Below are 24,907 nucleotides of genomic sequence, written 5' to 3'. Positions count from 1 at the left end.
GCTGCTCTTGTGAAACCCCGGGATTCAATTCCGGGGTTTCTCTCACTCCACAGGTGAAAGCCCGAGCCTCAGCAAATGCCGTTTCCCTGTGCCTTTGCGCTCGTAGCGGGCCACCAGTTCGGCCAGTTCTCGTTGCAGAGCTTTCGCGGATTCTGGGTCCAGATCGGTGTAAATGAAGGCGCTCAGGATGGCCGGAGCGTCTTCTTCCAGCAGTTCTGCGGGTTCGGTCATGCCAAAGGCAAAATCGGCCTCCAGCAGACCATCTTGCCTCAAGAAAAACCGCTTACCAAACGTGGAATGCCCCTGAATGTGTCCCCATCTGGACCCGAGTTGCATGGTGCACCTTGCCAGTTCCTGTTCCCGGCTCTGGTAATCCTCCAGCATCCAACCCTCAGGGGTCTCAAAACGGGTGAGGGTGTAAGGCACAAAAAACCCCAATGCCACACTCTGGTAGTGCTTGATGGCCCGGCCTGCTCTGGGGGTTTCCTGCACGACGTTCAACAATCCTGCTTTCAGCAGTTTGCGGACCCTGAGGAGCAGCCAATTCAGGTCCACCCCGAGTTCTTCAGCGACCCCTTTGAGGGTTCTGGACTTGCCCATGAAAGGCCCGAGCACCTGCCGCATCTCGATGCTGGAAAGCAGTTTGGCGGCCTGAGGGCTCTGAACCGTGATCCAGTCGCTGGGTGGCAAAACCTCTGTCATGCCATGTAGCTTACCCTGAAACTGAACAGCAAGGAGGAATTCCCATGTACACCATCCTGTTTCTGTTCACGTTTTCACCCGCATGGCTTGCCCTGTCCAGAGCAGAGCGCCAGAGGATGCAAGAAACCCATGTTCAACCCCTGCTCGATGCCCACCAGACCCGCGTTTCCGCCTCTTTCTGTGATGCAGAAGCCTTCACAGGCAGGTGTTCGGATTTTGTGGTGTTTCAGGCACAAGACCTCAAGGATTTCTATTTTTTCTTTGAGGCCCTCAGGGACACGCCCTTGTTCTCGGTGCCTTTCCTGACCGTCAATGACCTGATTGTGGGGGTCCAGCAAGGCCACCAGCAGTACCAGCAACAACTGGAGGAGGCATGAATTTCCAGAGCCACACCGTTCTGATCACGGGCGGAGCGTCGGGCATTGGACTGTCTCTGGCAGAGGCCTTTTTGCAACACGGAAGCCGCGTGGTGATCTGTGGCCGGGATCCCCAGAAACTGGCCCTTGCCGTGCAGCGTTTTCCAGCACTGCATGCGTTTGAATGTGATGTCTCCTCGGAAACCGCTCTGGTTCGCATGAAAGACAAGTTGCTTGCGCAGGGCATCCGGCCCACCCTCCTGATCAACAATGCAGCCCTGCAAGTGCACACCGATTTCCTGAGAACCCACCCCCCAGAGGGCTTTTTTGCTCTGGAGCAGGAGGTCGCCACCAACTTCACTGGACTGGTCAAACTCACCCACCTGATGCTGCCCATCTTGCAGGAGGCACCAGAGGCAGCCATTGTGAACGTCACCTCGGGTCTGGCTTTTGTGCCCAAGAAAACTGCACCTGTGTACTGTGCCACCAAAGCTGCTGTGCATGCCTTCAGTGTGGCCTTGCGCTACCAGCTTCAGGATGCTGGAAAACGCATCCAGCTTATGGAAGCGGTGCTGCCTCTGGTGGACACCCCGATGACCTCTGGCAGAGGAAATGCCCGCCTGAAGGTTTCTCCAGAGTCGGTGGCAAAGCGCATCATCAAGGGACTGTCCCACAACGAACAGGAGGTCCACGTCGGAGGTGCCCGTTTGCTGCTCCTGCTGCACCGTTTCGTGCCTGCTCTGGCCCAGAAAATCATGCGAAATGGGCTGTGATGTGAAGGGAGTCTACAGTTTAAAGTGGGCGTTTGTGCAGCAAGTCATCCCTTTCACCATGACCCTTTGGAGGTTTGAGGGTCTCCTGTCACCAAAACAAAACGAGAGCAGCACCTCATCTCAGGTGCTGCTTTGACTTGTGGTTTGAAGACCCTCAATCCGAGTGCTGTGCCCCATTCAGAATTTTGACGCTCTGACGCTGCACCAGTTGCGTCTGGATCACGCTCTGGCTGATGTCGGTGTTGGGTTCATGGAGCCTTTCGATCAGGTGGTTGACCCCCCGCTTCCCGAGCAATGAAAAATTCTGCCGGATGGTGGTGAGGGGCGGATCAAAATAGGCAGCTTCCGGGATGTCATCGAAGCCAACCACCGAGATGTCCTCTGGGACCTTCAGGCCTGCATCTTTGAAAGCCCGGATGGCCCCCAGAGCCATCTGGTCGTTGGCGGCGACCAGTGCGGTGAATTTGTCTTTTTGTTTCAGGAGTTTTTGTGCAGCCACAAAGCCCCCTTCTGCGCTCCAGTCGGCTTCAATGACCTGAGAAGGGTCCAGACCGTCTTGCTGCATTTCCTGTTGGAAGCCTTCAAGGCGGCCTCTGGCATCGCTCCAGTGGAGGGGACCGCTCAGGAAGGCCACCTGTTTGTGACCCCGGTCCAGCACATGCCGGGTGATTTTGCGGGCACCTGACACCTGATCGATCATCACGGTGGGCAAATCGATGCCCCAAGGGGCGTCAATCAGCACGTAAGGCACGTTGGGCAGCAGGTCCTTGATGTCCCCGAGTTGCACAATCAAAGGGGTGATCAGGATGATGCCTTCCACCTGCTGGTTCATCAGGTGGTGGATGGCTTCGCTGATCTGGTCGCGGGTCAGTTCGGTGATGCTGGTGATGATCACATGGTAACCGGCGTCTCTGGCTGCAAGTTCAATGCCGTACACCATCTGGGAGGGGCCGTACTGGGTGCCTCCGCAACTGACCACCCCGATGGTGGAGGTTTTGCGGGTGACCAGACTGCGCGCGGTCAGGTTGGGGCGGTAATCCAGTTGCTGAATGGCATCCAGCACTTTTTTGCGGGTGTGTTCGGAAACGCTGGGGTGTTTGTTGAGCACCCTGGAGACGGTCTGGTGAGACACTCCGGCCAGTTTGGCCACGTCGGTGATGACTGCAGGTTTGTGTGGGGTGCTCATGTGTGCTCCTGTGGGCTCGGGTATGTTCACGTAAAGTGAGCGGTAACAACACTTTACAGAAAAAACTTCCTCCGCGTCAAGAACAAAGATGGAACAGGGTGTTTCAATCAAAGGGGTTGTTTGAACAGGCGGGTGCACATCAAGCATCTGAGAGATCATGGAAGTCGATTCAAAAGCAAAAACCTTCTGAAGTGCTGTCCTGGTGTGGAAGGTGATCTTCTGGGGAGAACCATGTGAACCATCACAGCGCTTGCGTGATTTTTTGTCATCCTGCAAGCAGATTTGATTTCCTCATGGTGGTGGTTTTTGACCTAGGCGAAATCTTCATTTTGATTTTTATCATATGGGAAAGACTTTTTTGTTTTGATTGATGTGCGTGCAGAAGCATCCGCCAGACGGTTGACAAGCTTTCCTTTCAGGTGCTAGTCTGTGATCGTTCACAGAGCAAACCACAATCAATGTGATCGCTAACACCAGAGGGCATCCCCATGGCCCCCACATCCTTTCCTTCACAAGGGATGCTTCCGGTGCATGGCTTTCACGCCCCCTGAGGAGAGAGCATGAAAAACCACATCGTCGTTCTGAGCTGCCTGCTGAGTGCCACCGCTTTCGCTGTAGACAACACCTACACGGGTCCCAAAGTGGAGCTCACCTTCATTCACGGTTACACCGCTTCAGATCGCATTGACATGGAAAACCTCGTGAAGAAATTCAACGAGAGTCACCCCAACATCAGCGTGAAAGCCAGTGCTGTTGCGTGGGGCACCACCTACCAGCAAATTGGACCCTTGGTCGCTGCTGGGAAAGCCCCTGACGTGCTGGCCATGACCGAAAACGTCATCAACAACTTCGTGGCCAAAAACGCCGTGGCTGAAATCACCGCAGCAGACCTCAAAAAGCTGGGCATCAAATCCAGCAATTACTACAAAAACCTCTGGGCAGGTGGCACCTACAAAAACAAAGTGTACGGGGTTCCTTTCAGCCAGGTCTCTGTGGTGATGTTCTACAACCAGAACCTCCTCGACAAATACGGCATCAAGAAACTGCCCAAAACCTACAAAGAGTTTCTCGCGGCAGCCCAGAAATGCACCGTGGACCAGAACGGCAAAAAACCCGGAGAGGCAGGATTTGATCAGGCCAAACTGGCCACCTACGGCTGGGGGGTCTCCCACAACGCAGCTGGAGCCCTGTTCACCGCTTATGGTGCTGTGCGCAGCTTCGGTGGCAACACCGTGGACAAAGACTTCAACCCGGACTTCAACAGCCCAGAGGCCGTCAAGGCCATCCAGACCTACGTGGACTTCGTGACCAAACACCAGGTCTCTCCTGCCAAACTCACCGATGACACCGCCGTCAGCGACTTCCGTGGAGGCAAGAGCTGCTTCAACACCAACGGCGCATGGATGTACAACTTCTACAGCGACGCCAAAAACATCAAACTGGGCGTGGCCTTCCCACCCGCTCTGGGCAGCAAACCCTCTGCATGGGGTGCACACACCCACCTGGTGCTGCCCCGCCAGAAAGACAGCTACGATGCCAACAAGCGGGCGGCTGCTCTGGAATTCATCCGTTTCATGACCGACAAAGAGCAGATGCTGGCTTTCACCGAGTCTGGAGCCCTGCCCACCCAGCCTGCTGTGGCCAACGATCCCCGCTATGCCAAAAACCCTTTTGCACCCATCAAAAACAATCTGAAAAACATTTACATCCCTACCGGATGGCCCTGGGTGGATCAGGTGCAAAACGCCATGTTCCTCGCAGTGGAAAACGCCATCCTCGGCAAGAAATCCGTGCAAGATGCCCTCAATGATGGGGTCAAGGAAGCCGAGAAGAACGTGAACGAAGCCCGCCAGAGCCTCGGTCTCTAAAGCACAATCCGGCCCATGGATCCCCGGAGTTCACGCTCTGGGGACCCTTGCCTGAAGGAGGACAGGGATGCTGAAAAGTGCCACCAAACCCCAAGTGAAAGGCAAATCCATTTTTGCCCTCAATGAATCGAACCCTCTGGTTCCCTACCTTTACCTGATTCCCCATGCCATCTTGTTCCTGGTGTTCTTTGTGTACCCGATCGGTTATGGGGTGTGGATCAGTGTGCACCGCTGGGATCCCCTCAACACCATCACCCCATTTGTGGGTCTGGAGTTCTACCTCAATTTGTTCGATCCCAACAAAATTCAGGCGCAATTTTTCTGGAAAAGCGTGGTCAACACCAGCATCTTCGTGGTGCTGAGCGTTCCCGCCCTGATCATCGTGGCCCTGCTGCTGGCTGTGCAACTGCAAAAACCCATTTTGTTCCGCGGGTTTTTCCGCACGGTGTTCTTCGCCCCCGGCATCCTCTCGGTGTCGGTGGTGGCGATCCTCTGGCGCTGGGTGTTTGACAACGGCAACGGTCTGGTCAACGTGATCCGCAGGGATGTGTTCAACCTGCCGATCATCAACTACATGACCGATGAAAACATCATCTGGTTGCCGATTGTGGTTGCAACCGTGTGGTGGACGGTGGGTTTCAACATGAACCTGTACCTCGCGGCCATGAGCGGCATCTCCCAGAGCTACTACGAAGCTGCCGATCTGGATGGGGCCAGCCCTTTCCAGAAGTTCTGGCACATCACCCTGCCCCTGCTGCAACCCACCACCCTGTTCGTGGCCGTGACCACCGTGCTGGCCTCTTTCAACCTGTACGGCCAGAGCCTCCTGATGACCAACGGCGGACCGAGCCGCCTCACCCAGTCGGTGATTCACTACATCACCGAAGAAGGTTTCACCAACAACCAGTTTTCCAGTGCCACCGCAATGTCTTTCGTGTTCGGCATCATCATGCTGGCCTTCACCGCCATCCAGTTCCGCATGATGGCCAAAGACGTGACCCGCAGCAGGGAGAATTGACATGACCATCAACGCAACCCCCTCCAAACGTGGATTCAGAATGCCCAAAGACACGGTTCGTTTCATTCTGCTGTGCATTCAGGCCCTGATTTTTCTGGCCCCCCTGTACTGGATGGTCACCACCGCCTTCAAAACCGACGGGGACGCCATCGCGCAGCCGGTCCAGTGGTTCCCCAAGAACCCCACGCTGGAAAACTTCAATGTCATCCTCAACACCCCCGATGCCAACATCCTGCGCTGGGCCTGGAACAGCCTGTTCACCAGCACCGCATACACCCTCGTGCACCTGTTCATCTGCTGCCTGACCGCTTATCCTTTCGCCCGCATGAAATTCAAAGGCCGCGAACAGTGGTTCTGGTTTCTGCTCTCCAGCATGATGGTGCCCGGCATCGTCACCCTGATTCCGCTCTACATCATGATGATCGACTTCAACTGGCTCGACACCTACCATGTGCTGATCTGGCCGGGTGTGGCCAACGTGTTCGGGGTGTTCATGATGCGCCAGTTCTTCTCTTCGATTCCTGTTGAGCTGGAAGAGGCCGCCCGTCTGGACGGGGCCAACAGTCTGGTGATCTTCTTCAAGATCCTCCTGCCCCTGTCCGTTCCGGCCCTCGTGACCCTCGGGGTGTTCTCCTTCCTCGGGGCATGGAACAACTACCTCTGGCCCCAGTTCATGGTGCACGGCGACATGCTGACCCTTCCAGTGGGCATCGGCAATTTCACCCTCCGGTACGGCATCGAGTACGGCAAACTCATGGCCGGAGCCACCATCACCGCCATTCCGGTCCTGCTGGTTTACGTGTTCGCCCAGAAGTACATCGAGCAGGGCATGACCCTGACAGGGCTGAAAGAGTAAAGGCCCCCACATGGAAAGGTTACCCACATGAAAAACGCCACCCTTTACCTCGACACCCAACGCACCATTTCCGACATCAGTCCTTACATTTTCGGCGGTTTCGCTGAGCACATGGGGCGCTGCATTTATCAGGGCATTTACGACCCCCAGAGCCCCCTTTCCGATGAGAACGGCATCCGACAGGATGTGATGGAGGCCCTGAGAGAACTGAATTTCCGCTCCATCCGCTACCCCGGAGGCAACTTCGTCTCAGGGTACCACTGGGAAGACGGGATCGGCCCGAAAGAACAGCGTCCGGTCAAGCGGGATCTGGCGTGGCGCAGCATCGAAACCAACCAGTTTGGCACCGACGAATTCATGAAGGTCTGCAAGGCATTGAACACCCAGCCGATGATGGCCGTGAACCTCGGGACCGGAAGCATTCAGGATGCCGCCAACATCGTGGAGTACTGCAATCTGGAAGGGGGCACCCTGTACAGCGACCTGCGGGTTTTGAACGGCAGCGAAGCCCCTTATGGGGTGAAATTCTGGTGCCTCGGGAATGAGATGGATGGTCCGTGGCAGGTGGGTCAGCTTTCCGCTGAAGATTACAGCAAGAAAGCCGTGCAGGCCGCCAAAGCCATGAAACTGATTGACCCTTCCATTGAACTGATTGCCTGCGGATCCTCTTCCAGCCACATGAACAGCTATCCCGAGTGGGACCGCATCGTGCTGGAGGAAACCTGGGACCACATCGATTACATCTCGATGCATTATTACGCCAGCAACCGCGACGAGGACACCGCCAGTTATCTGGCCTACACCCACAACTTCGAGCGTCACCTGAACACCATTGCTGCGACCATCCAGTATGTGAAGGCCAAGAAACGCAGCCCCAAAGACGTGTTCATTTCATGGGACGAGTGGAACGTCTGGTACCGCGAAATGAACGGCAACGGCGAATGGCAGCAGGCCCCGCACATTCTGGAGGAGGTTTACAACCTTGAGGATGCTCTGGTGGTCGCCCAGTGGATGAACGTCTTCCTCAGGCGTGCCGATGTGCTGAAAATGGCTTCTCTGGCGCAGGTGGTGAATGTGATTGCCCCGATCATGACCCGAACAGACGGAATGTTCAAACAGACCATTTTCCATCCGTTTGCGGCTTTTTCCAGGCATGTAGCAGGGCAATCTCTGGACCTCAACGTGGTGTCTGACACCCACGACACGGCAAAACACGGCTCCGTTTCCCTGATCGATGCCAGTGCCAGTTTTGACCCGGAGCGCCTTGAAGGCACCTTGTTTCTGGTGAACCGCAGCCAGACCGAAGCCCTTGAGACCGAAGTGGTGTTCCAGAGTCAGGCGGCCAGAGGGGTGAAAGCCGTTTACCAGATGGCAGGAGAAGATCCCAAAGCCCACAACTCCTTCGAGGCCCCTGAAAACGTGACGTTGCAGCAGGTTGAGGCCGGGGAATTCCAGTCAGGCAAACTCGTTCTGAAGCTTCCCCCGCTGTCTTTTACGGCAGTGGTGCTGGACTACTGAGGTGGAGGGCATGAAAACCATCCAAAAACACCTGAAGACACTGGGGGTGCTTTCTGCGCTCCTGCTGGGAGGACATGGACACATGCAGGGACTGACCGGTGACCTCGGGGCGCACGACCCCGGACTGTTCAAAGATGGAGACACCTACTATGTGTTTTCCACTGGAGACGAGTATTACGGCAACGGCAACATCCAGATCCGCGCCTCAAAGGACCTGAAAAACTGGGAAAAGCTGGGCACGGTGCTCCCTGAAAAACCCGACTGGATCATGCCTGAGCTGTTTGTGGTGCCGAACCTCTGGGCTCCAGAGGTGTACTTGAAGGATGGCATGTATTACCTGTACTACGCGGCCAGTCACTTTGGCACCAACGAAAGCGCCATTGGCCTGCTGACCAACACCACGCTGGACCCCAAAAACCCCAATTACAAATGGGAAGACAAAGGGATGGTGCTGCGCAGCAAGGCCGGAATGGACAACTGGAACGCCATTGATCCGGCCCGTCTGGACACCCCCGATGGACGCGCATGGCTGGCGTTCGGTTCTTTCTGGGACGGCATCAAAATGCGAGAACTGGACCCCAAAACAGGTTTGTTGCTGGACAGCAATCCCGAGCTGTACAAGCTGGCTTCTCGGGGTGGAGGGGCCATTGAAGCGCCTGCCCTGATTGAGCGGGATGGATATTACTACCTTTTTGTTTCTTTTGACCGGTGCTGCGCTGGGCTGGACAGCACCTACAAAATGATAGTGGGCCGCTCCAAGTCCATCACCGGGCCCTATCTGGACAAAGCCGGTCGGGACCTCGCGCAGGGCGGAGGTGGCCTGCTGCTGGAAACCACCGGGCGTTTCATCGGCCCGGGTGGCCAGAGTGTCTATCAGGACGGCAACCGTTACCTGCTGGCCCACCACTACTACGATGGCGACCTGATGGGCAGCATCACCCTGCAAGTCACAGCATTGCAGTGGGACACGGAAGGTTGGCCTGCTGTGAACCCCCAAGACTATGGGGTGGCCCCATGAGCCGCGCTGCCTACCTGACCGGACCCGAGCAATTCGAGGTCCAGACCGGTCCTGTTTTAAAGCCCCTCCAGTCGGGTGAAGTGCGGATCCGGGTGCTCAGTGTGGGCGTGTGTGGCAGCGACATCCACATGTTTCAGGATTACCGGATTGGCGACACCCTCATCCAGAATCCCCTGATCCTCGGGCATGAGTTCAGCGGAGAGGTCATCGAGGTCTTTGAAAATGCCAGAGGGGGAGACCACTCCCCCCTGAAGGTCGGAGATCGGGTGGCCGTGGAGCCCCATGTGGCCTGCGGCCACTGTCGGCAGTGCGAGGAAGGGCATCCGAATTTGTGCCCCCACCACACCTTCCTCGGGGTGTATCCCAGCCATGGTGCCCTGCAAGACACCTTAACGGTTCCTGCAAAAAACTGCTTTGTGCTGCCAACAGAGGTCAGCAACGATGCTGGAGCCTTGCTGGAAGCCCTCGGGGTGGCCCTGCATGCGGTGCGTCTCGGGCAGGTGGATGCGGGAGACCGGGTGGCTGTGATCGGGGCTGGACCCATCGGCCTGCTGCTCACCAAACTGCTGTCCCTTTCTGGGGTCACGCAACTGTCGGTGATTGAACCTTTGTCCTGGCGCAGGGATGCTGCCCTGAAATGGGGTGCCACGGATGCCCACAGCGAAAAATCCAGCATGGACACCGATTACGATGTGGTCTTCGAAGCGGCGTGGGCAGGCAGTGCCGTGCAACTCGGGGCAGAACTGAGCCGTCCGGGTGCCCGTCTGGTGCTGGTGGGCATTCCAGGCGATGATGCTTTGGAAGTCCAGCACAGTCTGGTGCGCAGAAAAGGCTTGACTCTGGTGCTGGCCAGACGCATGAAACACACTTACCCTGCCTGCATCCGTCTGGTTCAGAACGGACAGGTGAAGCTTGAAGAAATCGTCAGTCACACGTTCCCTCTGGAGAAGGTGCAGCAGGCTTTTCACATCCATGCCCGTCTGCACCCCGAGGTCCTCAAAGTGGTGGTGCGTGTGCAGGAGGAGCAACCATGAAAGACCTTTACACCATCGGTGTGGATTACGGCACCGAGTCAGGCCGTGCAGTGGTCGTCCGTGTCCGGGATGGGCAGGAAATGGCTTCCGCTGTCACCCCTTATCCTCACGGTGTGATCGATCACCACCTCCCCACTGGAGAAACCCTCCCCCCGGATTGGGCACTCCAGCACCCCGACGACTACCTCGAAGTCCTCCGAAATGCAGTTCCAGAGGCCCTCAAAGTCAGCGGTGTTCAGCCAGAAGATGTGGTCGGCATTGGCATTGATTTCACGGCCTGCACCATGCTCCCCACCCTGCAAGACGGCACCCCCCTTTGCTTCCTCCCAGAGCTCAAGACCGAAAAACACACCTACGTGAAGCTCTGGAAGCACCATGCTGCACAGAAACATGCAGACCGCATCAACGAAACCGCTGCCCGCATGGGAGAAAAGTGGCTTTCCAGATACGGCAACAAAATCAGCAGCGAATGGTTCTTTGCCAAAGCCCTGCAAATTCTTGAGGAAGCCCCGGAGGTTTACGCACAGGCAGACCGTCTGATTGAAGCGGCAGACTGGGTGGTGTGGCAACTCACCGGTCAGGAAACCCGCAACACCTGCACCGCTGGATACAAAGCCATGCATCAGGATGGACACTTCCCTTCCAGAGCATATTTTGCTGCCCTGAATCCTGCCTTTGCGGATGTGGTGCAAGACAAAATGCTCACGGAACTTTCCCCTCTGGGTGGCAAAGCAGGCACCCTCTCAATGAAAGCCGCCCAGTGGACCGGGCTGAAAGAAGGCATTGCGGTTGCCGTTGCCAATGTGGACGCACATGTGGCCGTTCCTGCCGCCACCGTCACCGAGGCCGGGCAGATGGTTGCCATCATGGGCACTTCCACCTGCCACATGTTGCTCGGGGAGAAATTGAAAGAAGTTCCGGGGATGTGCGGTGTGGTGGATGGTGGCATCATTCCGGGCCTGTACGGTTACGAAGCTGGGCAATCCGGCGTGGGTGACATTTTCGGCTGGTTTGTGAAGCACGCGGTTCCAGAGGCCCACCACCAGCAAGCCCGTGCCGAGCATGTGAGCGTTCACCAGATTCTGGAGCGGGAAGCTGCCAAACAAAGACCCGGCGAACACGGCCTGATTGCCCTCGACTGGCTGAACGGCAACCGCAGCAACCTCGTGGATGCAGACCTCTCTGGCTTGATTCTTGGGCTCACCCTGCACACCCGAGCCCCCGACATCTACCGCGCTCTGATCGAAGCCACCGCATTTGGGACAAGAGCGATCATCGACAACTTCCGGGCACACGGGGTTCCGGTCACCGAACTGATCATTGCCGGAGGCCTCAAGAAAAACAAAATGCTGATGCAAATTTACGCCGATGTCACCGAACTGCCCCTCAGCATCGTGACCAGCGAACAGGGACCCGCTCTGGGCAGCGCCATTCACGCAGCAGTTGCAGCAGGGCTCTACGAGGACATCCGCGCAGCAGCAAAAGTCATGGGCAGGCTGGAAAAACACGTTTACAAACCCATCCCAGAGAACGCCCGCATCTACCGTGAAATGTACAAAGAGTACCTGACCCTTCACGATCACTTTGGTCGGGGCCTCAACAACGTGATGAAACGCCTCAAGAAACTCAAAACCGGGGAGGTGCAGGATGCTGCTGCCACACTTGCGTGAAGAACTCTGCCGTCAACACCTCGAACTTCCCCGTCAGGGACTGGTCACCTGGACCAGCGGAAACATTTCGGTCCTTGACGACGAAAGTGGCCTCATGGTCATCAAACCCTCGGGCTTGATGTTTGAGGAACTCACCCCCGAGAGCATGGTGGTTCTGGACCTCGATGGGAAAGTGGTGGAGGGCAAATACAAGCCTTCATCTGACACCGCGACCCACGCGTACATTTACCGGCACATGCCCCACGTGCGCAGTGTGATTCACACGCACAGCCCTTATGCCAGTGCGTGGGCTGCCAACAACCGCGAAATCCCCTGCGTGCTGACCGCCATGGCCGATGAATTCGGTGGGCCCATCCCCTGCGGAGGGTTCGCATTGATCGGTGGAGAAGAAATTGGCCGGGAAGTGGTGAAAACCCTCACCGGGCACCGTTCTCCAGCGGTGATCCTCAAGAACCATGGGGTGTTCACCCTCGGGGAAACCATCAAAAAAGCCCTCAAGGCTGCTGTGATGTGTGAAGACGTGGCCAGAACCGTGCACCTCGCGTACCAACTGGGCACCCCGGACCGCATCGAACAACAGGACATCGACAAACTCTACGACCGTTACACCAACGTCTACGGACAGAAATAAGGAAACACCATGCCAAACACCCTCACCTCTCCTCAACTCTGGTTCGTCACTGGCTCACAACACCTTTATGGCCCTGAAGCCCTCAAGCAGGTGGACCTCAACTCCCGAGAACTGGTTGCTGAACTCGACAACAGCGACAAAATCCAGTTGCCTGTGGTGTTCAAAGGGGTGCTGACCACGCCAGAGGAGATCCGGGCTTTTTGCATCTCTGCCAATTCCTCTCCCGAGTGTGCGGGTGTGGTGCTGTGGATGCACACGTTTTCCCCATCCAAAATGTGGATTGGTGGACTCTCTCAACTGCAAAAACCCTTCTGTCACCTGCACACGCAGTTCAACAGGGACCTGCCGTGGGACACCATTGACATGGATTTCATGAACCTGAATCAGGCTGCGCACGGAGACCGTGAAGCCGGATTCATGCACACCAGAATGCGTCTGGAACGCAAAGTGGTGGTGGGGCATTACAGTGACCCGGAGGTCCAAGAGCGTCTGGGGGTGTGGGCTCGGGCTGCCCATGCGTGGTTTGACCTGCAAGGTGCGAAATTCTGCCGTTTCGGGGACAACATGCGCTTTGTGGCCGTCACCGAAGGGGACAAGGTGGCTGCGGAGATGCGCTTTGGCTTCTCGGTGAACACCTATGGGGTGGGGGATCTGGTGCAGGTGGTGGACGCGGTTTCAGACAGCGACATTGACGCTCTGGTGGCAGAATACGAAACCCTTTATGATGTGGCCCCAGAGCTGCAAAAAGGCGGGGAACGCCATGAATCCCTGCGTTACTCAGCCCGTCTGGAACTCGGGATGGAGAAGTTCCTCAAAGATGGAGGCTTCAAGGGCTTCACGACCACGTTTGAGGACCTGCATGGCCTGAAACAACTCCCTGGCATGGCGGTCCAGAGGTTGATGGCGAAAGGGTACGGCTTTGCAGGTGAGGGAGACTGGAAAACCGCAGTGCTGCTCCGTGCACTCAAAACCATGTCTGGCAATGTGTCCACCAGTTTCATGGAGGATTACACCTACCACCTTGAACCGGGCAAGCATCAGGTGCTGGGTTCCCACATGCTGGAGGTGTGCCCGAGCATCGCTGAAAACAAACCCAAGGTGGAAATTCACCCTCTGGGCATCGGTGGGAAAGAAGACCCGGTGCGTCTGGTGTTCGACTCCCAGAAGGGTGAGGCGATCAACGTGTCTCTGGTGGACCTCGGGAGCCGTTTCCGTCTGATCGTGAACGCGGTGACGGCAGTGGAACACCCCGAGCTTCCGAAGCTTCCGGTGGCCCGGGCGGTGTGGGAATGCAAGCCGGACTTCAAGACCGCCTGTGCTGCTTGGATTTACGCAGGTGGGGCACACCACACGGTCTACAGTTACACCCTGACCGCTGAGCACATTGAAGATTTTGCAGCCATTGCAGGTGTGGAACTGGTGGTCATCGACGAGGACACCCGACTGCGTGACCTGAAACGGGAACTCAAGTTCTCTGACCTGTATTACGCACTCGGGCAGGGCCTCAGGGTCTGATTGCCCAGCTTGGACTGGAGCCCGTCTGAGATTCTTGTTGGGCGCAGCCCGCTGTCTTGTGCAGAACAGTTCACCACATGTTGGTGAACTTGCCCGCTGTCTTGTGCAGAACAGTTCACTACATGTTGGTGAACTTGCCCGCTGCGCCCCTACACTTTTCAACATGCAGTTCAGTTGTTCCCCACCAGAAAGACCAGAAAGATTTTCCAACCATGCCCAACATCACCCACCTGAAAACCACCACCCCCACCGCCCGAATCTCCCCGAGGTTTTACGGTCACTTCGCTGAGCACCTTGCAAGGTGTTGTTACGATGGCCTCTGGGTGGGTCCAGCGTCTTCCATCCCCAACACCAGAGGCTGGAGAAACGACCTCATTCATGCTTTGCAGCAGATGCCCGTTCCGATGGTCCGCTGGCCCGGAGGATGTTATGCCGACCATTACCACTGGAGGGACGGCATCGGTCAGCGCACCCCACGCCTCGGAATTTCTTGCGGAACCCGTGTCACGGACACCAACGAACTGGGCACCCATGAATTCATGGACCTTTGCGAACTGCTTCAAGCCGAGCCGTACCTGGCGGGAAACATGGCCACCGGATCTGTGCAGGAGATGTGTGACTGGCTGGAATACACCTCTGGCACCGCAGACACCTCGGTCACCCGGGAACGCAAACGCAATGGACGAGCAAACCCGTGGGACGTGAAGCTCTGGGGGGTCGGGAACGAAAGCTGGGACTGCGGAGGCCGTTACGACGCCAGAACCTACGCTGCCGAATTCAAGCGCTACGCCGTGATGATGAAGCATGTGGATCCTTCTGTTGAACTGGTTGCTGTGGGCAACGATGAGGTGGCTGCTTCCAGAGCCGACCACATGCAAAACGACTGGAACGACCTTTTCATGGACCATGTGCAGGACCATCTGGACCTTGTGGACCAGTTGTCGGTGCACACCTACTGGATCGATGGGGGTTCCGAAACGGGCTTTTCCGAGGAGCATTACTACACCCTGCTCGCCGAGGCCGACACCACCGAAGAGGCGATTGTGCGGGCCAAGACCACCATCGACAAGTATGCCAGAGGGCGCAAAGACATCAAAGTGGCCCTCGATGAATATGGGGTGTGGCATCCTGAAACGCGCCCGTGGGGTCCGGGACCCCATGTGGAGGACCGCCCTTTCAATTTTGAGCAGGCCAACACCATCCGGGATGCCCTGTCGGTGGGGATTGCTCTGGAGGGCTTTCACCGTCAGGCCCGCATTCTGGGCCTCGCCAACCTTGCCCAGATCGTGAATGTCTTGCAGAGCGTTGCCATGACAGACGGTGAAAAGATGTTCCTCACCCCCACTTACCATGCCCTGAAATTGCACGAGCACCACATCTCTGGAATGGGGTTTGGCGTAGAGGTGCAAACCGAAAGGCTGTTCGGGCAGCAAAGGGTTTCGGCCACCGCAAGCCAGAAAGCCGGTGTCACCACCCTCACGGTCATCAACCGCCACATTTCGGAATCCAGCACCGTGCATCTGCATGACCTGCCAGAGGTGTTGTTGGAGGCCCGGATGCTGTCTGCTTCCAGCCCAGATGCGGTGAACAGCCACAGTGACCCTGAGCGCATCCAGTTGCAGCCTCTGGACGCCCACCGCAAAGGGAACGTGTGGGTGGTGGATTTGCCTGCACACAGCATGGCCACCCTGAGGTTCCGCCATGCCTGACGAAACAACCGTGTTTCAGGCCCCTTCGGTGCACCGTGAAATCTGGGGCCACACTCCAGAGGGGCAAGAGGTGGCCCTCTACACCCTTCGCAACGCCAGAGGGCTCAGTGTGCAGGTTTCGGCATTTGGAGCAGTGCTGGTGTCGATTCGCACCCCGGACCGTCAGGGCAAACTGGAAGACATCGTGCTGGGGCACCATCACCTGAAGCCCTATCTGGACCGTTCCACAGCACAGTTTTTCGGGGCCACCATCGGTCGGTATGGAAACCGCATTGCCAGGGGCACCTTCACACTGGAAGGCCAGACCCACCACCTGACCTGCAACAATGGCGAAAACGCCCTGCATGGTGGCCCCAGAGGGTTCGATCAGGTGCTCTGGGAAGGGGCGGGTTTTGTCTCCGAACAGGGGGTGGGCGTGAAACTCTCTCACCTGAGCAAGGACGGAGAGGAAGGCTACCCCGGCAACCTGCAGGTGCACCTGACCTGCACCCTCACCGATCTGGATGAACTGCACATCGAATACCACGCCCGCACCGACCGGACCACCGTGCTGAACCTGACCAACCACAGTTTCTTCAACCTCTCAGGGAATGCCAGAGCCGACATTCTGTCCCATGAACTGACCGTCTACGCCGACCGCTACACCCCCACAGACGCCGGACTGATTCCTACAGGTGAACTGTGTGAAGTGGTTGGCACCCCTTTTGATTTCCGTTCTCCGAGAGCCATTGGGGAGCGCATCGATCAGGACCATCCAGATTTGCTGATCGCTGGAGGATACGACCACAATTTCGTGCTGCGCGGCTCTGGCCTCCGTCATGCCGCCACCCTGTTTGATCCTTTCTCTGGACGGGTGCTGGAAACCTTCACCACCGAGCCCGGACTTCAGGTGTACTCGGGGAATTTTCTGGACGGTTCAGTCACTGGCAAAAATGGCCGCAGGTACGAAAAGCATCTGGCGGTGTGTCTGGAGACCCAGCATTTTCCAGACAGCCCAAATCAACCCCATTTTCCTTCCACACGCCTACAACCCCATGAAACGTACCACTCCAAGACCATTTATGCATTCAAACAGAGGCCCCTGAATTTATGAAGTCTGTTGCGCAAACTCCACCCATGGGCTGGAACAGTTGGGACTGCTACGGCGCATCCGTCACTGAAGCGGAGGTGCGGGGAAACGCTGAATACATGGCCGAGCACCTGTTGGCCTCTGGCTGGGAATACGTCGTTGTGGACATCCAGTGGTACGAGCCTGGTGCGTTCTCCTCTCAGTACCGGCCTTTTGTGCCTCTGGAAATGGACGACCATTCCCGCCTGATGCCTGCCCCCAACCGCTTCCCGAGCGCTCAGGGAGGACAGGGTTTCAAACCTCTGGCCGATTTTGTGCACGGTCTGGGTCTGAAATTTGGCATCCACATCATGCGGGGAATTCCCCGACAAGCGGTCCATCAGAACACAGCGATTCTGGGGACCACACAACGGGCCAGAGACATCGCCCATCCCCAGTCCATTTGCCCATGGAACACCGACATGTACGGGGTGGACCCGGCCAAAGAGGGAGCGCAGGAATACTACCAATCCCTGTTTGACCTTTATGCAAGCTGGGGTGTGGATTTTGTGAAGGTGGATGACATCGCGGCCTCCCGTTTGTATGGCTACCACAAAGGGGAAGTGGAACTCATCCAACACGCCCTGAAGCAGTGTGGCCGTGAGATGGTGCTCAGCCTGTCGCCGGGTCCTGCGGATGTGCAGCAGGCCGAACACCTCAAAACCCATGCCAACATGTGGCGCATGACCGACGACCTGTGGGACCTCTGGGAGCACATCGAGGTGATGTTTGAACGGTGTCATGTGTGGACCTCGCACCGTGCTGCGGGCCACTGGCCGGACGCAGACATGCTGCCCCTCGGGCACATTGGCATCCGTTCGGTGGATGGGGGAGGATGTCGCCTGACCCATGAAGAACAGCGCACCCTGATGACCCTCTGGTGCATTGCCAGAAGCCCTTTGATGTTCGGAGGGGAACTGCGTGATCTGGACCCGTGGACCCAGAGCCTCATCACCAACCCTGAAGTGCTGGAAATGCACCGAACCTCTGAGGGCAACCGCCAACTGTTCCGCAAAGACCATCAGGTGGTCTGGACCGCCCGAGGCCCGCGAAACCAGCTTTACCTTGCCCTGTTCAACCTTGCGGAGGCTTCAGGGCAGATCTGTGTGAACCTTGCAGATCTGGGGGTGGCTTCAGGAACCCCGTTTTTGGACCTCTGGACTGCCGAAACTGCAAATGCCCATTCAGATCTTGCTGTGCGGGTGCCTCCCCATGGTGCCAAACTGTACCGCTTTGCAGTCCAGCTTTGAGGCGCAGCAGGGTCAGCGCAAAGTCTGACTTTTGGCATGTCACTTGAAAAAGCGTTCAGCGATCAGCCCTCAGCTTTCAGCAAAAAGCTCACCAAAAGGCTTTTGCAAACAGCAAAACAAAAAGCCACAAACGGAAAGCCACTCAGACTTTCCGTTCAAAAGGCAGCCAGAAAACTGTCCTTCTTGCTGACTGCTGATGGCTCTTGGTGTTGGCATTGCCTGACAGTGACTTTGCACTTACCCTGTGAGGCGCAGCCAGAGGCTTGACCTGGTCACGCTGGCCTTGCTAGAATGTGAGCGTTCACATAAAGCCATCAACCCTTTTCACCTTTCCCTTCCACTGCACCTTTGCAGTGAGCGATCACAAAAGGACCCCCATGACCCACACTTTCCCGAATCCTCTGGTGGAACAACGCGCCGACCCCTGGGTGTACCTGCACTCCGATGGCTACCATTACTTCACCGGATCGGTCCCCGAGTACGACCGCATCGAACTGCGCCGTGCCAAACGTCTTGAAGACCTCCAGAAAGCCGAAACCGTCACCGTCTGGTACAAATACGAAACCGGACCCATGAGCGCCAACATCTGGGCTCCAGAGATCCACTTCATTGACGGCAAGTGGTACATTTACTTCGCAGCAGCACGCACCACCGAAACCCGAGACGGCCTCTTTGACCACCGGATCTTCGTGCTGGAAAACCCCTCTGCCAATCCCCTTGAGGGCGAGTGGACCGAAAAAGGGCAACTCAAAACCCGCTGGGAAAGCTTCGCTCTGGACGCCACCACTTTTGAACACCAGGGCAAGCGGTATCTGGTCTGGGCACAAAAAGACCCTGAGATTGCTGGAAACTCCAACCTCTACATCAGTGAAATGGAAAACCCCTGGACCCTGACTGGAGAACAGGTCATGCTCACCACCCCCGAGTTTCCGTGGGAAGTGATTGGCTTCAAAGTCAACGAAGGTGCAGCCGTCCTGAAACGCAACGGACGCATTTTCATCACCTTCTCGGGCAGTGCCACCGACCACCATTACTGCATGGGCCTGATCCATGCCTCTGAAAACGCCAACCTGCTGGACCCTGCCTCATGGACCAAACTCCCTGAGCCTGTCTTCCAGACCTGCGAAGAAAACAGCCAGTTCGGACCCGGCCACAACAGTTTCACCACCCTGCCAGACGGACAGGACGTGCTGGTTTACCACGCCCGCAGTTACAAGGACATCGTTGGAGATCCCCTCTACGATCCCAACCGTCACGCCAGAGCCAAAGTCTTCGGCTGGGATGAACAGGGCTTGCCTGTGTTTGGGGTGCCGGAAAAAGACACCATCCCCTCGGGGTGATAAGCAGATCCACAAAGAAGGCCTCAATCATTCAGTTGGAGCCTTCTTGCCACGGCAAGGAAGCGCCTTCAAAAGTCAACAGATCAGGATCCCACTCGCGTACAGTGTTCTCATCGAAAGGCCAAGGAAAGTGACGGTTTACCTCTTTGCGAACCAGCAGTTCTACAAAAACCTCAAAACAGGATGCCACCAGAAAGTCAGGAACGTCCATGCCTTTTTCATGATCCATAAAACCAATGGGGAACCCTTGGCCATATTCTTGCTGTGTACAGATCACATAAAAATTTCCAAAACCATCTCCACACACTGGAATGTATTTTTTCGATTTCCAGTTGGGAAAACGATGCCAGAGCTGTTGAAAATCAAGTAGAGCATTGGAGGTTAAACCTAAAAGATACTGTTCTCCAAGGAAAGCCCCATTGACTTCTTGTAACCATTCTATCCAGCTTGCAGGAAAAGAAATGTTTGTTTCAAAAGCCAATTGTTTGATCTGTTGAAGGGATACCCCAGAATGGGTGAACTGAGCATGTTTGAGGATCTGGAAGTATGGACTCAAGTGATCATAACGTCTCACCAGACCAGACTACACAATCCTGAGGAGAACTGTTTGATTGGTTGGGATCTCAGTATGTTCATCTCTGCCAGAGGCATCAATTGTCATGATGGCAACGGATGTGATTTACAGTTCCAAAGCCTGCTTTGACCATCGGTCCAGCAATGTTGCTGAATCGTACTCCAGAGAAAACATCACCTCCACCCAGTCTTTGAGGGTGTCCATAGAAGTGTATTTTCCTGTGGGGTTCCCCATGGCAGCGAACGATTCACGGAGGGTTTGCATGGTTCTGGACACATCTCGGGTTTCACAGGGCTTGCCATTCTGGAACACCCATTCCTGAACCTGCTCAAATTTCTAAGGTCGCTGAAAACCGCTGTTGACCCGCAATTCTGGAATGAAGCCCTGACACAACAAAAGCCCTCCGCTGTACGCCAGAGGTTGCTGCAAATGAGGAAAAACGAATGCTCCCTCTGGACCTGTGGCCTGTGCTGCATGCCCAAGGAATGTTTGAAAAGGGTCCATCAGGTCTGCCTGAAGTGAATCCAGCATCAATTGGCCGTCTTGAACAACAAATTCGGCTGTGTATCCTCGAACGCAAGCAGATGAATTGTACGTTTGCACCTCATCCAGCCATGCTGTAGGCAGCAGGGGCGGATGTTCAACCCCTTGCAAAAACCAGGTTTGTCCTTCAAACACAACCAAATCAGGAATCTGCACGGTCACAACAAAATTTTACCCTGACCCATCCCAGAGCATGCAAAAACGGCAGGTTGCCCTGCCGATCTTTGTGTTCCCCATTTGTTCCTTATTTCTGTTCCGCACTGCCCGAGGCGTAGCAGCAATCGTGATCCGGGGGCCAGTGGGGAGGCCAGGGCTTCAGTTCGTCCAGAGATTCGGTGCTTTTGGTCTGGGGAAGGGAAGCCGCCTGACTCTGGGATGCGCCCAGAGCACACAGGGAGATCGACAGCAGTTTGACCATCAAAATCAGCTTTTTCATGGGTGTTCCTCCGTGCATGCAGTGTGACAGAGGGGGTGGGAATCCGGTGGGAATCCAGCAGGGAAGGCTCTGGATTCCCTGCCAAAATCACGGCTTGACCCGTTTTGATGGACATGGACATCCATTGGGCTTTTGCAACTGATTTGCCGTGTCGCACGGAATTTTATGCCAAGAAGTTTGACGAACTGGGAGCCGAAAGCCCAACCCCTTAACCTGCAAAGCGGGTGTTTCCCTGCCTGTTTCCCTTGGGAACGTGGAGGGGTTCTCTGCGGTTTCCCAGAGGAGCGAGTACAACTGTCTCATCACCAACGGAAACAACCCGAAGGAAACGAAAACGGAAGGAGGTGGATGAAATGAAAAACATCCTGAACCTGCAAAGCATGAAGTCCGACAACAGCACCGAGGCCATGGCATGGAGCACCGCTTCTGAAGGCTGCAACACCATCGGCACCGATGAGTGGAGCACCTGGTCCGAAGGTTGCACCAAGACCATCACCAAACAACGTTGAATTCTTGCCCCTTCACCCATTCATTCAAAGGAGAAAACCATGAAAAACATCCTGAACCTGCAAAGCATGAAAGCCGACAACAGCACTGAAGCCATGGCATGGAGCACCGCCTCCGAGGGCTGCAACACCATCGGCACCGACGAGTGGAGCACCTGGTCTGAAGGCTGCACCAAAACCATCACCAAACAACGCTGAATTCTTGCCCCTTCACCCATTCATTCAAAGGAGAAAAAACCATGAAAAACATCCTGAACCTGCAAAGCATGAAAGCCGACAACAGCACCGAAGCCATGGCTTGGAGCACCGCCTCCGAGGGCTGCAACACCGTGGGCACCGACGAGTGGAGCACCTGGTCTGAGGGCTGCACCCGCACCATCAAGAAACTGAACTGAGAAATGTCCGTTGTTCCCACCGTCCAACCTGCATGGGGGATTCCCCATGCAGGAAGGTTTTTCAAGATGTGAACTCCTGCACAAGCGCTCACGTCACCCGAATGGTCGGGTGAACGACCAGAAGGGAAGATGCCACATGTCCGAGAAAGCCAACGCATCCACACTGCAAGAAGACCGTTTCAGAAAAGTGATCAGCAAACTGCACGTCTCCAGCGAGTTCTACGAGCCTCTGGAGCGCTACCAGCCCAGAGAGCACTTCTACAACCGGGCCAGAGGCATCCTCCCCCGGTCCTGGCGGCTCATGCAGGAGGCTTTCTGGACCCACGCGCTACCTCTGGATTCCAGTGCTCCGGTGCAGGGCTGGAAAATCCACATTTCCGCAACACCCAAAAATGCAGAGAAAATTTTGACCCTGGCTGTTCCTGTGCTGGTGAAGCACCAGACGGCTTTCAAGTTTGCCAGCGATTACTTCATTTTGTCCCTGCTCAACTCCAAATCCTGCTCCAGAGGGTCCTCGGGCAAGTTCATGACCGTGTATCCCCGCAACGAGGAGCAGTTCAAAATCCTGCTTTCTGACCTCGATGGGGTCTTGAAGGGGCAGGAGGGACCCTACATCCTGTCCGACAAGCGCTACAAGGACAACAAGGTGCTGTACTACCGCTACGGTGGCATCCGTTCCATCAAGCGCTTCGATGCCTCTGGCGACCCCACCCCCATGCTCTTGGCCCCCAACTTTGAGGAGGTCCCGGACCAGCGCAGCCCCCAATTTGTGCTGCCTGCATGGGTGCAAGACCCTTTCCCTTCAGAAGAGGAGGAAGCCTCTGGAGGTCTGAACGGCGGGCGTTACGTGGTCAATGGCGTGATGGGCCACTCCAACACCGGAGGGGTGTACAGTGCCCTCGACCAGCACACCGGAAAACAGGTGGTGATCAAGGAGGCCAGACCCCACACCAACATGAACCTGTCTGGAAACGACGCCATCGACCAGCTCAGAAAAGAGCACCGTTTGCTGCAAGCCCTCTCGGGCAGTGGCATCTCACCAGAGGCCATCGATTACTTTACCGAGTGGGAGCATGAATTTCTGGTGCAGGAGCGCATCGAGGGCAGCTCTCTGAGGGGTTATGCTGCCCAGAAAAGCAAGATCATCCGCACCCACATCACCTTGCCCGAGGTGCAGGACTGGTTCAAAAGCCTGCGGGTGCTGTCCAGAAACATCGTGGAGGTGATTCACCAGTTGCACGAACGTCAGGTGGTGTTCGGGGATTTGTCGCCCAACAACATCATGTTGATTTCTGCGGACACCTTGCAGGTGAAACTGATTGACTTTGAAGGGGCCTGCGAAGTGGGCATCGATGAGCCCGTGAACCTCTACACCCCCGGTTTTGCCAGCCAGGACCGCAAAGGCCGCGAAGGCATCGACTTTGCCGATGACCATTTTGCTCTGGGTTCCACCTTGCTTTCCCTGATGATGCCCCTGACGGTGGTGACAGGCATCAAGCCTGACGCCATCCGGGTGTTCACACGTGAAGTGCAGCAGGATTTCGGCATTCCCGAGGCCTTTGTGAACATCATCCTCAGCCTGACCGGGCAAAGTGAGACGGTTTATTCCCTCCCAGAGATCATCGAAATGCTCTCCGATGAATCCATGCAAATCGGGGAAATGAACATCCTGCACAACGCAGACCTGATCTCCGATGAGGCTCTGGAAGAGCACATGCAGCGCATCCTGACCTACACCGAAAGTGTGGCGGATTTTGGTCGCAAAGACCGTCTGTTCCCCGGTGGGCCACACCTCAACAACCCCCTCAGTGTGGACCACGGTGCCCTCGGGATCGCATACGCCCTGCACACCCTCAAAGGGGAAGTGCCCGAGCAGGTGATGCAGTGGATTCTGCGGCAGGACATCCACGCTGGTTACGTGCCCGGACTGTACGGAGGGCTCTCTGGCATGGCCTGGACGCTGGCAGAACTCGGGTATGTGCAGCAAGGCAAGAAAGTCCTGAAGCATGCTGAACTGCACCCCCTGCTGTACAAGAGCATGGATTTGCAAAACGGGGCTGCCGGATACGGCCTGACCTGCCTGTACTTCTGGCAGAAAACCGGAGAAGACCTGTACCTGCAAGAAGCCCGCATCGTTGCAGAAGTTCTGGCAGAAACCGCCATTGAGTCCGACAAAGGACTGGCATGGGGCAGCAAGGGATACCACCACATCGGCTATGCCCACGGATCTTCAGGAATCGCCCTGTTCCTGCTCTACCTCTACAGTGCCACCGGAGACCAGAGCCATCTGGAGATGGGCAAAAAAGCCCTCGACTTTGACCTGAACCACGCCAGAGACACCGAAGAAGGCACCCTCGGGTTTCCCGACAACACCCAGAACCTCAACACCCTGTTTCCTTACCTGATGCACGGAAGCGCAGGGGTGGGCACGGTCCTGCTGCGCTACCACCACCTGACCGGAGATGCACGCTACCTGGACCTGATTGGCAAAATCAAAGGGGCCGTGGCCCACAAGTACGCCCTCTTCCCGAGCCTCTTTGCGGGCCTGACCGGACTGGGAAATTACCTGCTGGACTGCCACCAGTTCCTGCAAGACGACAGTTACCTGCCTCTGGCACACCGAGCAGCCAGCGGAATGCTGCTCTTCGGCATCAAGAAAGAGGAGGGGTTGGCGTTCCCCGGCGATTACCTGCACCGCATCTCGACGGATTACGCCACCGGATCGGCAGGCATGGCCCTTTTCCTGCACCGCCTGAAAAACCACACTGGAAACTTCAATTTCCTGCTCGATGAACTCCTGTTCAGCAGTCACCACCTGCACACCCCTCCTGTGGGGGCAACCTTCTGACCAGAGGGAGGGGAAACCCTCCCTTTTTGCTTTCAAAACAAGCGCACAGCGGT

Annotated in this window: 25 protein-coding genes; 19 read left to right on the top strand and 6 right to left on the bottom strand. The window is 56.3% G+C overall.

Annotation, left to right across the window (positions count from 1 at the left end; translation table 11 throughout):
- Nucleotides 1–42 precede the first annotated feature (42 nt).
- On the bottom strand, nt 43–702 hold the full coding sequence (locus tag Q371_RS25090; protein ID WP_051963079.1) for a hypothetical protein: 660 nt from the start codon (nt 700–702) through the stop codon (nt 43–45).
- A 44-nt stretch (nt 703–746) separates the two neighbouring features.
- Here Q371_RS25090 and Q371_RS01985 point away from each other — a divergent pair, with 44 nt between their 5' ends.
- Nucleotides 747–1,079 (top strand): darcynin family protein, encoded by a 333-nt coding sequence (locus Q371_RS01985; protein WP_034335450.1) that lies wholly within the window; start codon nt 747–749, stop codon nt 1,077–1,079.
- Nucleotides 1,076–1,831, top strand: a complete 756-nt coding sequence (locus tag Q371_RS01980; protein WP_034335448.1) for an SDR family oxidoreductase — start codon at nt 1,076–1,078, stop codon at nt 1,829–1,831. Before Q371_RS01985 ends, Q371_RS01980 begins: the two co-directional genes overlap by 4 nt.
- Nucleotides 1,832–1,985: 154 nt before the next feature.
- Here Q371_RS01980 and Q371_RS01975 read toward each other — a convergent pair whose 3' ends face one another.
- On the bottom strand, nt 1,986–3,017 hold the full coding sequence (locus Q371_RS01975; protein WP_034335446.1) for a LacI family DNA-binding transcriptional regulator: 1,032 nt from the start codon (nt 3,015–3,017) through the stop codon (nt 1,986–1,988).
- Between the two features lie 560 nt (nt 3,018–3,577).
- Here Q371_RS01975 and Q371_RS01970 point away from each other — a divergent pair.
- The 13 genes from Q371_RS01970 (at nt 3,578) to Q371_RS01910 (ending at nt 19,552) form a co-directional block, all read left to right on the top strand.
- Complete coding sequence (locus Q371_RS01970) at nt 3,578–4,885, top strand: ABC transporter substrate-binding protein (RefSeq protein WP_034335445.1); 1,308 nt, start codon at nt 3,578–3,580, stop codon at nt 4,883–4,885.
- Between the two features lie 67 nt (nt 4,886–4,952).
- On the top strand, nt 4,953–5,903 hold the full coding sequence (locus tag Q371_RS01965) for a carbohydrate ABC transporter permease (protein WP_034335444.1): 951 nt from the start codon (nt 4,953–4,955) through the stop codon (nt 5,901–5,903).
- A gap of 1 nt (nt 5,904) precedes the next feature.
- Nucleotides 5,905–6,759: a carbohydrate ABC transporter permease gene (locus Q371_RS01960; protein WP_034335442.1), complete on the top strand. Its 855-nt coding sequence runs from the start codon at nt 5,905–5,907 to the stop codon at nt 6,757–6,759.
- A gap of 27 nt (nt 6,760–6,786) precedes the next feature.
- Nucleotides 6,787–8,277, top strand: a complete 1,491-nt coding sequence (gene arfA / locus Q371_RS01955) for an arabinosylfuranosidase ArfA (RefSeq protein ID WP_034335440.1) — start codon at nt 6,787–6,789, stop codon at nt 8,275–8,277.
- A gap of 10 nt (nt 8,278–8,287) precedes the next feature.
- Nucleotides 8,288–9,295, top strand: a complete 1,008-nt coding sequence (locus Q371_RS01950) for an arabinan endo-1,5-alpha-L-arabinosidase (RefSeq protein ID WP_211253788.1) — start codon at nt 8,288–8,290, stop codon at nt 9,293–9,295.
- Nucleotides 9,292–10,329, top strand: a complete 1,038-nt coding sequence (locus Q371_RS01945) for a zinc-dependent alcohol dehydrogenase (RefSeq protein ID WP_034335438.1) — start codon at nt 9,292–9,294, stop codon at nt 10,327–10,329. Before Q371_RS01950 ends, Q371_RS01945 begins: the two co-directional genes overlap by 4 nt.
- On the top strand, nt 10,326–11,999 hold the full coding sequence (gene araB / locus Q371_RS01940; protein ID WP_034335436.1) for a ribulokinase: 1,674 nt from the start codon (nt 10,326–10,328) through the stop codon (nt 11,997–11,999). The genes Q371_RS01945 and araB overlap by 4 nt, the downstream gene beginning before the upstream one ends.
- A complete protein-coding gene (locus Q371_RS01935; RefSeq protein ID WP_034335434.1) occupies nt 11,977–12,630 on the top strand; it encodes an L-ribulose-5-phosphate 4-epimerase in 654 nt (217 codons plus the stop codon). Before araB ends, Q371_RS01935 begins: the two co-directional genes overlap by 23 nt.
- 9 nt (nt 12,631–12,639) lie before the next feature.
- Nucleotides 12,640–14,145, top strand: a complete 1,506-nt coding sequence (araA, locus tag Q371_RS01930; RefSeq protein ID WP_034335432.1) for an L-arabinose isomerase — start codon at nt 12,640–12,642, stop codon at nt 14,143–14,145.
- Between the two features lie 212 nt (nt 14,146–14,357).
- Nucleotides 14,358–15,854, top strand: coding sequence for an alpha-N-arabinofuranosidase (locus Q371_RS01925; protein ID WP_051963078.1), 1,497 nt, complete (start codon nt 14,358–14,360; stop codon nt 15,852–15,854).
- Nucleotides 15,847–16,947: an aldose epimerase family protein gene (locus tag Q371_RS01920; RefSeq protein ID WP_034335430.1), complete on the top strand. Its 1,101-nt coding sequence runs from the start codon at nt 15,847–15,849 to the stop codon at nt 16,945–16,947. The genes Q371_RS01925 and Q371_RS01920 overlap by 8 nt, the downstream gene beginning before the upstream one ends.
- 23 nt (nt 16,948–16,970) lie before the next feature.
- The gene (locus Q371_RS01915; protein ID WP_245618190.1) at nt 16,971–18,212 is read left to right on the top strand and encodes a glycoside hydrolase family 27 protein; all 1,242 of its coding nucleotides are present in this window, start codon (nt 16,971–16,973) and stop codon (nt 18,210–18,212) included.
- Nucleotides 18,213–18,589: 377 nt separating this feature from the next.
- A complete protein-coding gene (locus tag Q371_RS01910; RefSeq protein WP_034335426.1) occupies nt 18,590–19,552 on the top strand; it encodes a glycoside hydrolase family 43 protein in 963 nt (320 codons plus the stop codon).
- Nucleotides 19,553–19,583: 31 nt separating this feature from the next.
- On the opposite strand, the gene Q371_RS01905 is transcribed toward Q371_RS01910, so the two are convergent.
- From Q371_RS01905 to Q371_RS01890, 4 genes are all read right to left on the bottom strand, one after another.
- Complete coding sequence (locus tag Q371_RS01905; protein WP_034335424.1) at nt 19,584–20,126, bottom strand: SMI1/KNR4 family protein; 543 nt, start codon at nt 20,124–20,126, stop codon at nt 19,584–19,586.
- 105 nt (nt 20,127–20,231) lie between these two features.
- Nucleotides 20,232–20,438 (bottom strand): hypothetical protein, encoded by a 207-nt coding sequence (locus Q371_RS01900; protein WP_034335422.1) that lies wholly within the window; start codon nt 20,436–20,438, stop codon nt 20,232–20,234.
- Between the two features lie 24 nt (nt 20,439–20,462).
- On the bottom strand, nt 20,463–20,831 hold the full coding sequence (locus Q371_RS01895) for a hypothetical protein (RefSeq protein ID WP_034335421.1): 369 nt from the start codon (nt 20,829–20,831) through the stop codon (nt 20,463–20,465).
- 82 nt (nt 20,832–20,913) lie between these two features.
- The gene (locus Q371_RS01890) at nt 20,914–21,105 is read right to left on the bottom strand and encodes a hypothetical protein (protein ID WP_034335420.1); all 192 of its coding nucleotides are present in this window, start codon (nt 21,103–21,105) and stop codon (nt 20,914–20,916) included.
- Nucleotides 21,106–21,458: 353 nt separating this feature from the next.
- On the opposite strand from Q371_RS01890, the gene Q371_RS26765 reads away from it, so the two are divergent.
- From Q371_RS26765 to lanKC, 4 genes are all read left to right on the top strand, one after another.
- Entirely contained in the window at nt 21,459–21,614 is a 156-nt protein-coding gene (locus Q371_RS26765) for a class III lanthipeptide (RefSeq protein ID WP_157442457.1), read from the top strand.
- A 39-nt stretch (nt 21,615–21,653) separates the two neighbouring features.
- Entirely contained in the window at nt 21,654–21,809 is a 156-nt protein-coding gene (locus Q371_RS26760; RefSeq protein ID WP_157442456.1) for a class III lanthipeptide, read from the top strand.
- A 41-nt stretch (nt 21,810–21,850) separates the two neighbouring features.
- Entirely contained in the window at nt 21,851–22,006 is a 156-nt protein-coding gene (locus tag Q371_RS26755; protein ID WP_157442455.1) for a class III lanthipeptide, read from the top strand.
- Between the two features lie 136 nt (nt 22,007–22,142).
- Nucleotides 22,143–24,854 carry a class III lanthionine synthetase LanKC gene (gene lanKC / locus Q371_RS01885; protein ID WP_034335418.1) on the top strand — a complete coding sequence of 904 codons (2,712 nt, stop codon included), beginning with the start codon at nt 22,143–22,145 and terminating at the stop codon, nt 24,852–24,854.
- The last annotated feature ends 53 nt before the right edge of the window (nt 24,855–24,907 follow it).

The organism is Deinococcus misasensis DSM 22328 (assembly GCF_000745915.1).
In the GTDB taxonomy this organism is placed as follows: Bacteria; Deinococcota; Deinococci; order Deinococcales; family Deinococcaceae; genus Deinococcus_C; species Deinococcus_C misasensis.
This window is presented reverse-complemented; position numbering and strand designations above follow the sequence as displayed.

Bases quoted from the DNA above. Each gene is read 5' to 3' on its own strand.
- Q371_RS25090 (WP_051963079.1), bottom strand. From the start codon at position 702: ATGACAGAGGTTTTGCCACCCAGCGACTGGATCACGGTTCAGAGCCCT.
- Q371_RS01985 (WP_034335450.1), top strand. From the start codon at position 747: ATGTACACCATCCTGTTTCTGTTCACGTTTTCACCCGCATGGCTTGCC.
- Q371_RS01980 (WP_034335448.1), top strand. From the start codon at position 1,076: ATGAATTTCCAGAGCCACACCGTTCTGATCACGGGCGGAGCGTCGGGC.
- Q371_RS01975 (WP_034335446.1), bottom strand. From the start codon at position 3,017: ATGAGCACCCCACACAAACCTGCAGTCATCACCGACGTGGCCAAACTG.
- Q371_RS01970 (WP_034335445.1), top strand. From the start codon at position 3,578: ATGAAAAACCACATCGTCGTTCTGAGCTGCCTGCTGAGTGCCACCGCT.
- Q371_RS01965 (WP_034335444.1), top strand. From the start codon at position 4,953: ATGCTGAAAAGTGCCACCAAACCCCAAGTGAAAGGCAAATCCATTTTT.
- Q371_RS01960 (WP_034335442.1), top strand. From the start codon at position 5,905: ATGACCATCAACGCAACCCCCTCCAAACGTGGATTCAGAATGCCCAAA.
- arfA (WP_034335440.1), top strand. From the start codon at position 6,787: ATGAAAAACGCCACCCTTTACCTCGACACCCAACGCACCATTTCCGAC.
- Q371_RS01950 (WP_211253788.1), top strand. From the start codon at position 8,288: ATGAAAACCATCCAAAAACACCTGAAGACACTGGGGGTGCTTTCTGCG.
- Q371_RS01945 (WP_034335438.1), top strand. From the start codon at position 9,292: ATGAGCCGCGCTGCCTACCTGACCGGACCCGAGCAATTCGAGGTCCAG.
- araB (WP_034335436.1), top strand. From the start codon at position 10,326: ATGAAAGACCTTTACACCATCGGTGTGGATTACGGCACCGAGTCAGGC.
- Q371_RS01935 (WP_034335434.1), top strand. From the start codon at position 11,977: ATGCTGCTGCCACACTTGCGTGAAGAACTCTGCCGTCAACACCTCGAA.
- araA (WP_034335432.1), top strand. From the start codon at position 12,640: ATGCCAAACACCCTCACCTCTCCTCAACTCTGGTTCGTCACTGGCTCA.
- Q371_RS01925 (WP_051963078.1), top strand. From the start codon at position 14,358: ATGCCCAACATCACCCACCTGAAAACCACCACCCCCACCGCCCGAATC.
- Q371_RS01920 (WP_034335430.1), top strand. From the start codon at position 15,847: ATGCCTGACGAAACAACCGTGTTTCAGGCCCCTTCGGTGCACCGTGAA.
- Q371_RS01915 (WP_245618190.1), top strand. From the start codon at position 16,971: ATGGGCTGGAACAGTTGGGACTGCTACGGCGCATCCGTCACTGAAGCG.
- Q371_RS01910 (WP_034335426.1), top strand. From the start codon at position 18,590: ATGACCCACACTTTCCCGAATCCTCTGGTGGAACAACGCGCCGACCCC.
- Q371_RS01890 (WP_034335420.1), bottom strand. From the start codon at position 21,105: ATGAAAAAGCTGATTTTGATGGTCAAACTGCTGTCGATCTCCCTGTGT.
- Q371_RS26765 (WP_157442457.1), top strand. From the start codon at position 21,459: ATGAAAAACATCCTGAACCTGCAAAGCATGAAGTCCGACAACAGCACC.
- Q371_RS26760 (WP_157442456.1), top strand. From the start codon at position 21,654: ATGAAAAACATCCTGAACCTGCAAAGCATGAAAGCCGACAACAGCACT.
- Q371_RS26755 (WP_157442455.1), top strand. From the start codon at position 21,851: ATGAAAAACATCCTGAACCTGCAAAGCATGAAAGCCGACAACAGCACC.
- lanKC (WP_034335418.1), top strand. From the start codon at position 22,143: ATGTCCGAGAAAGCCAACGCATCCACACTGCAAGAAGACCGTTTCAGA.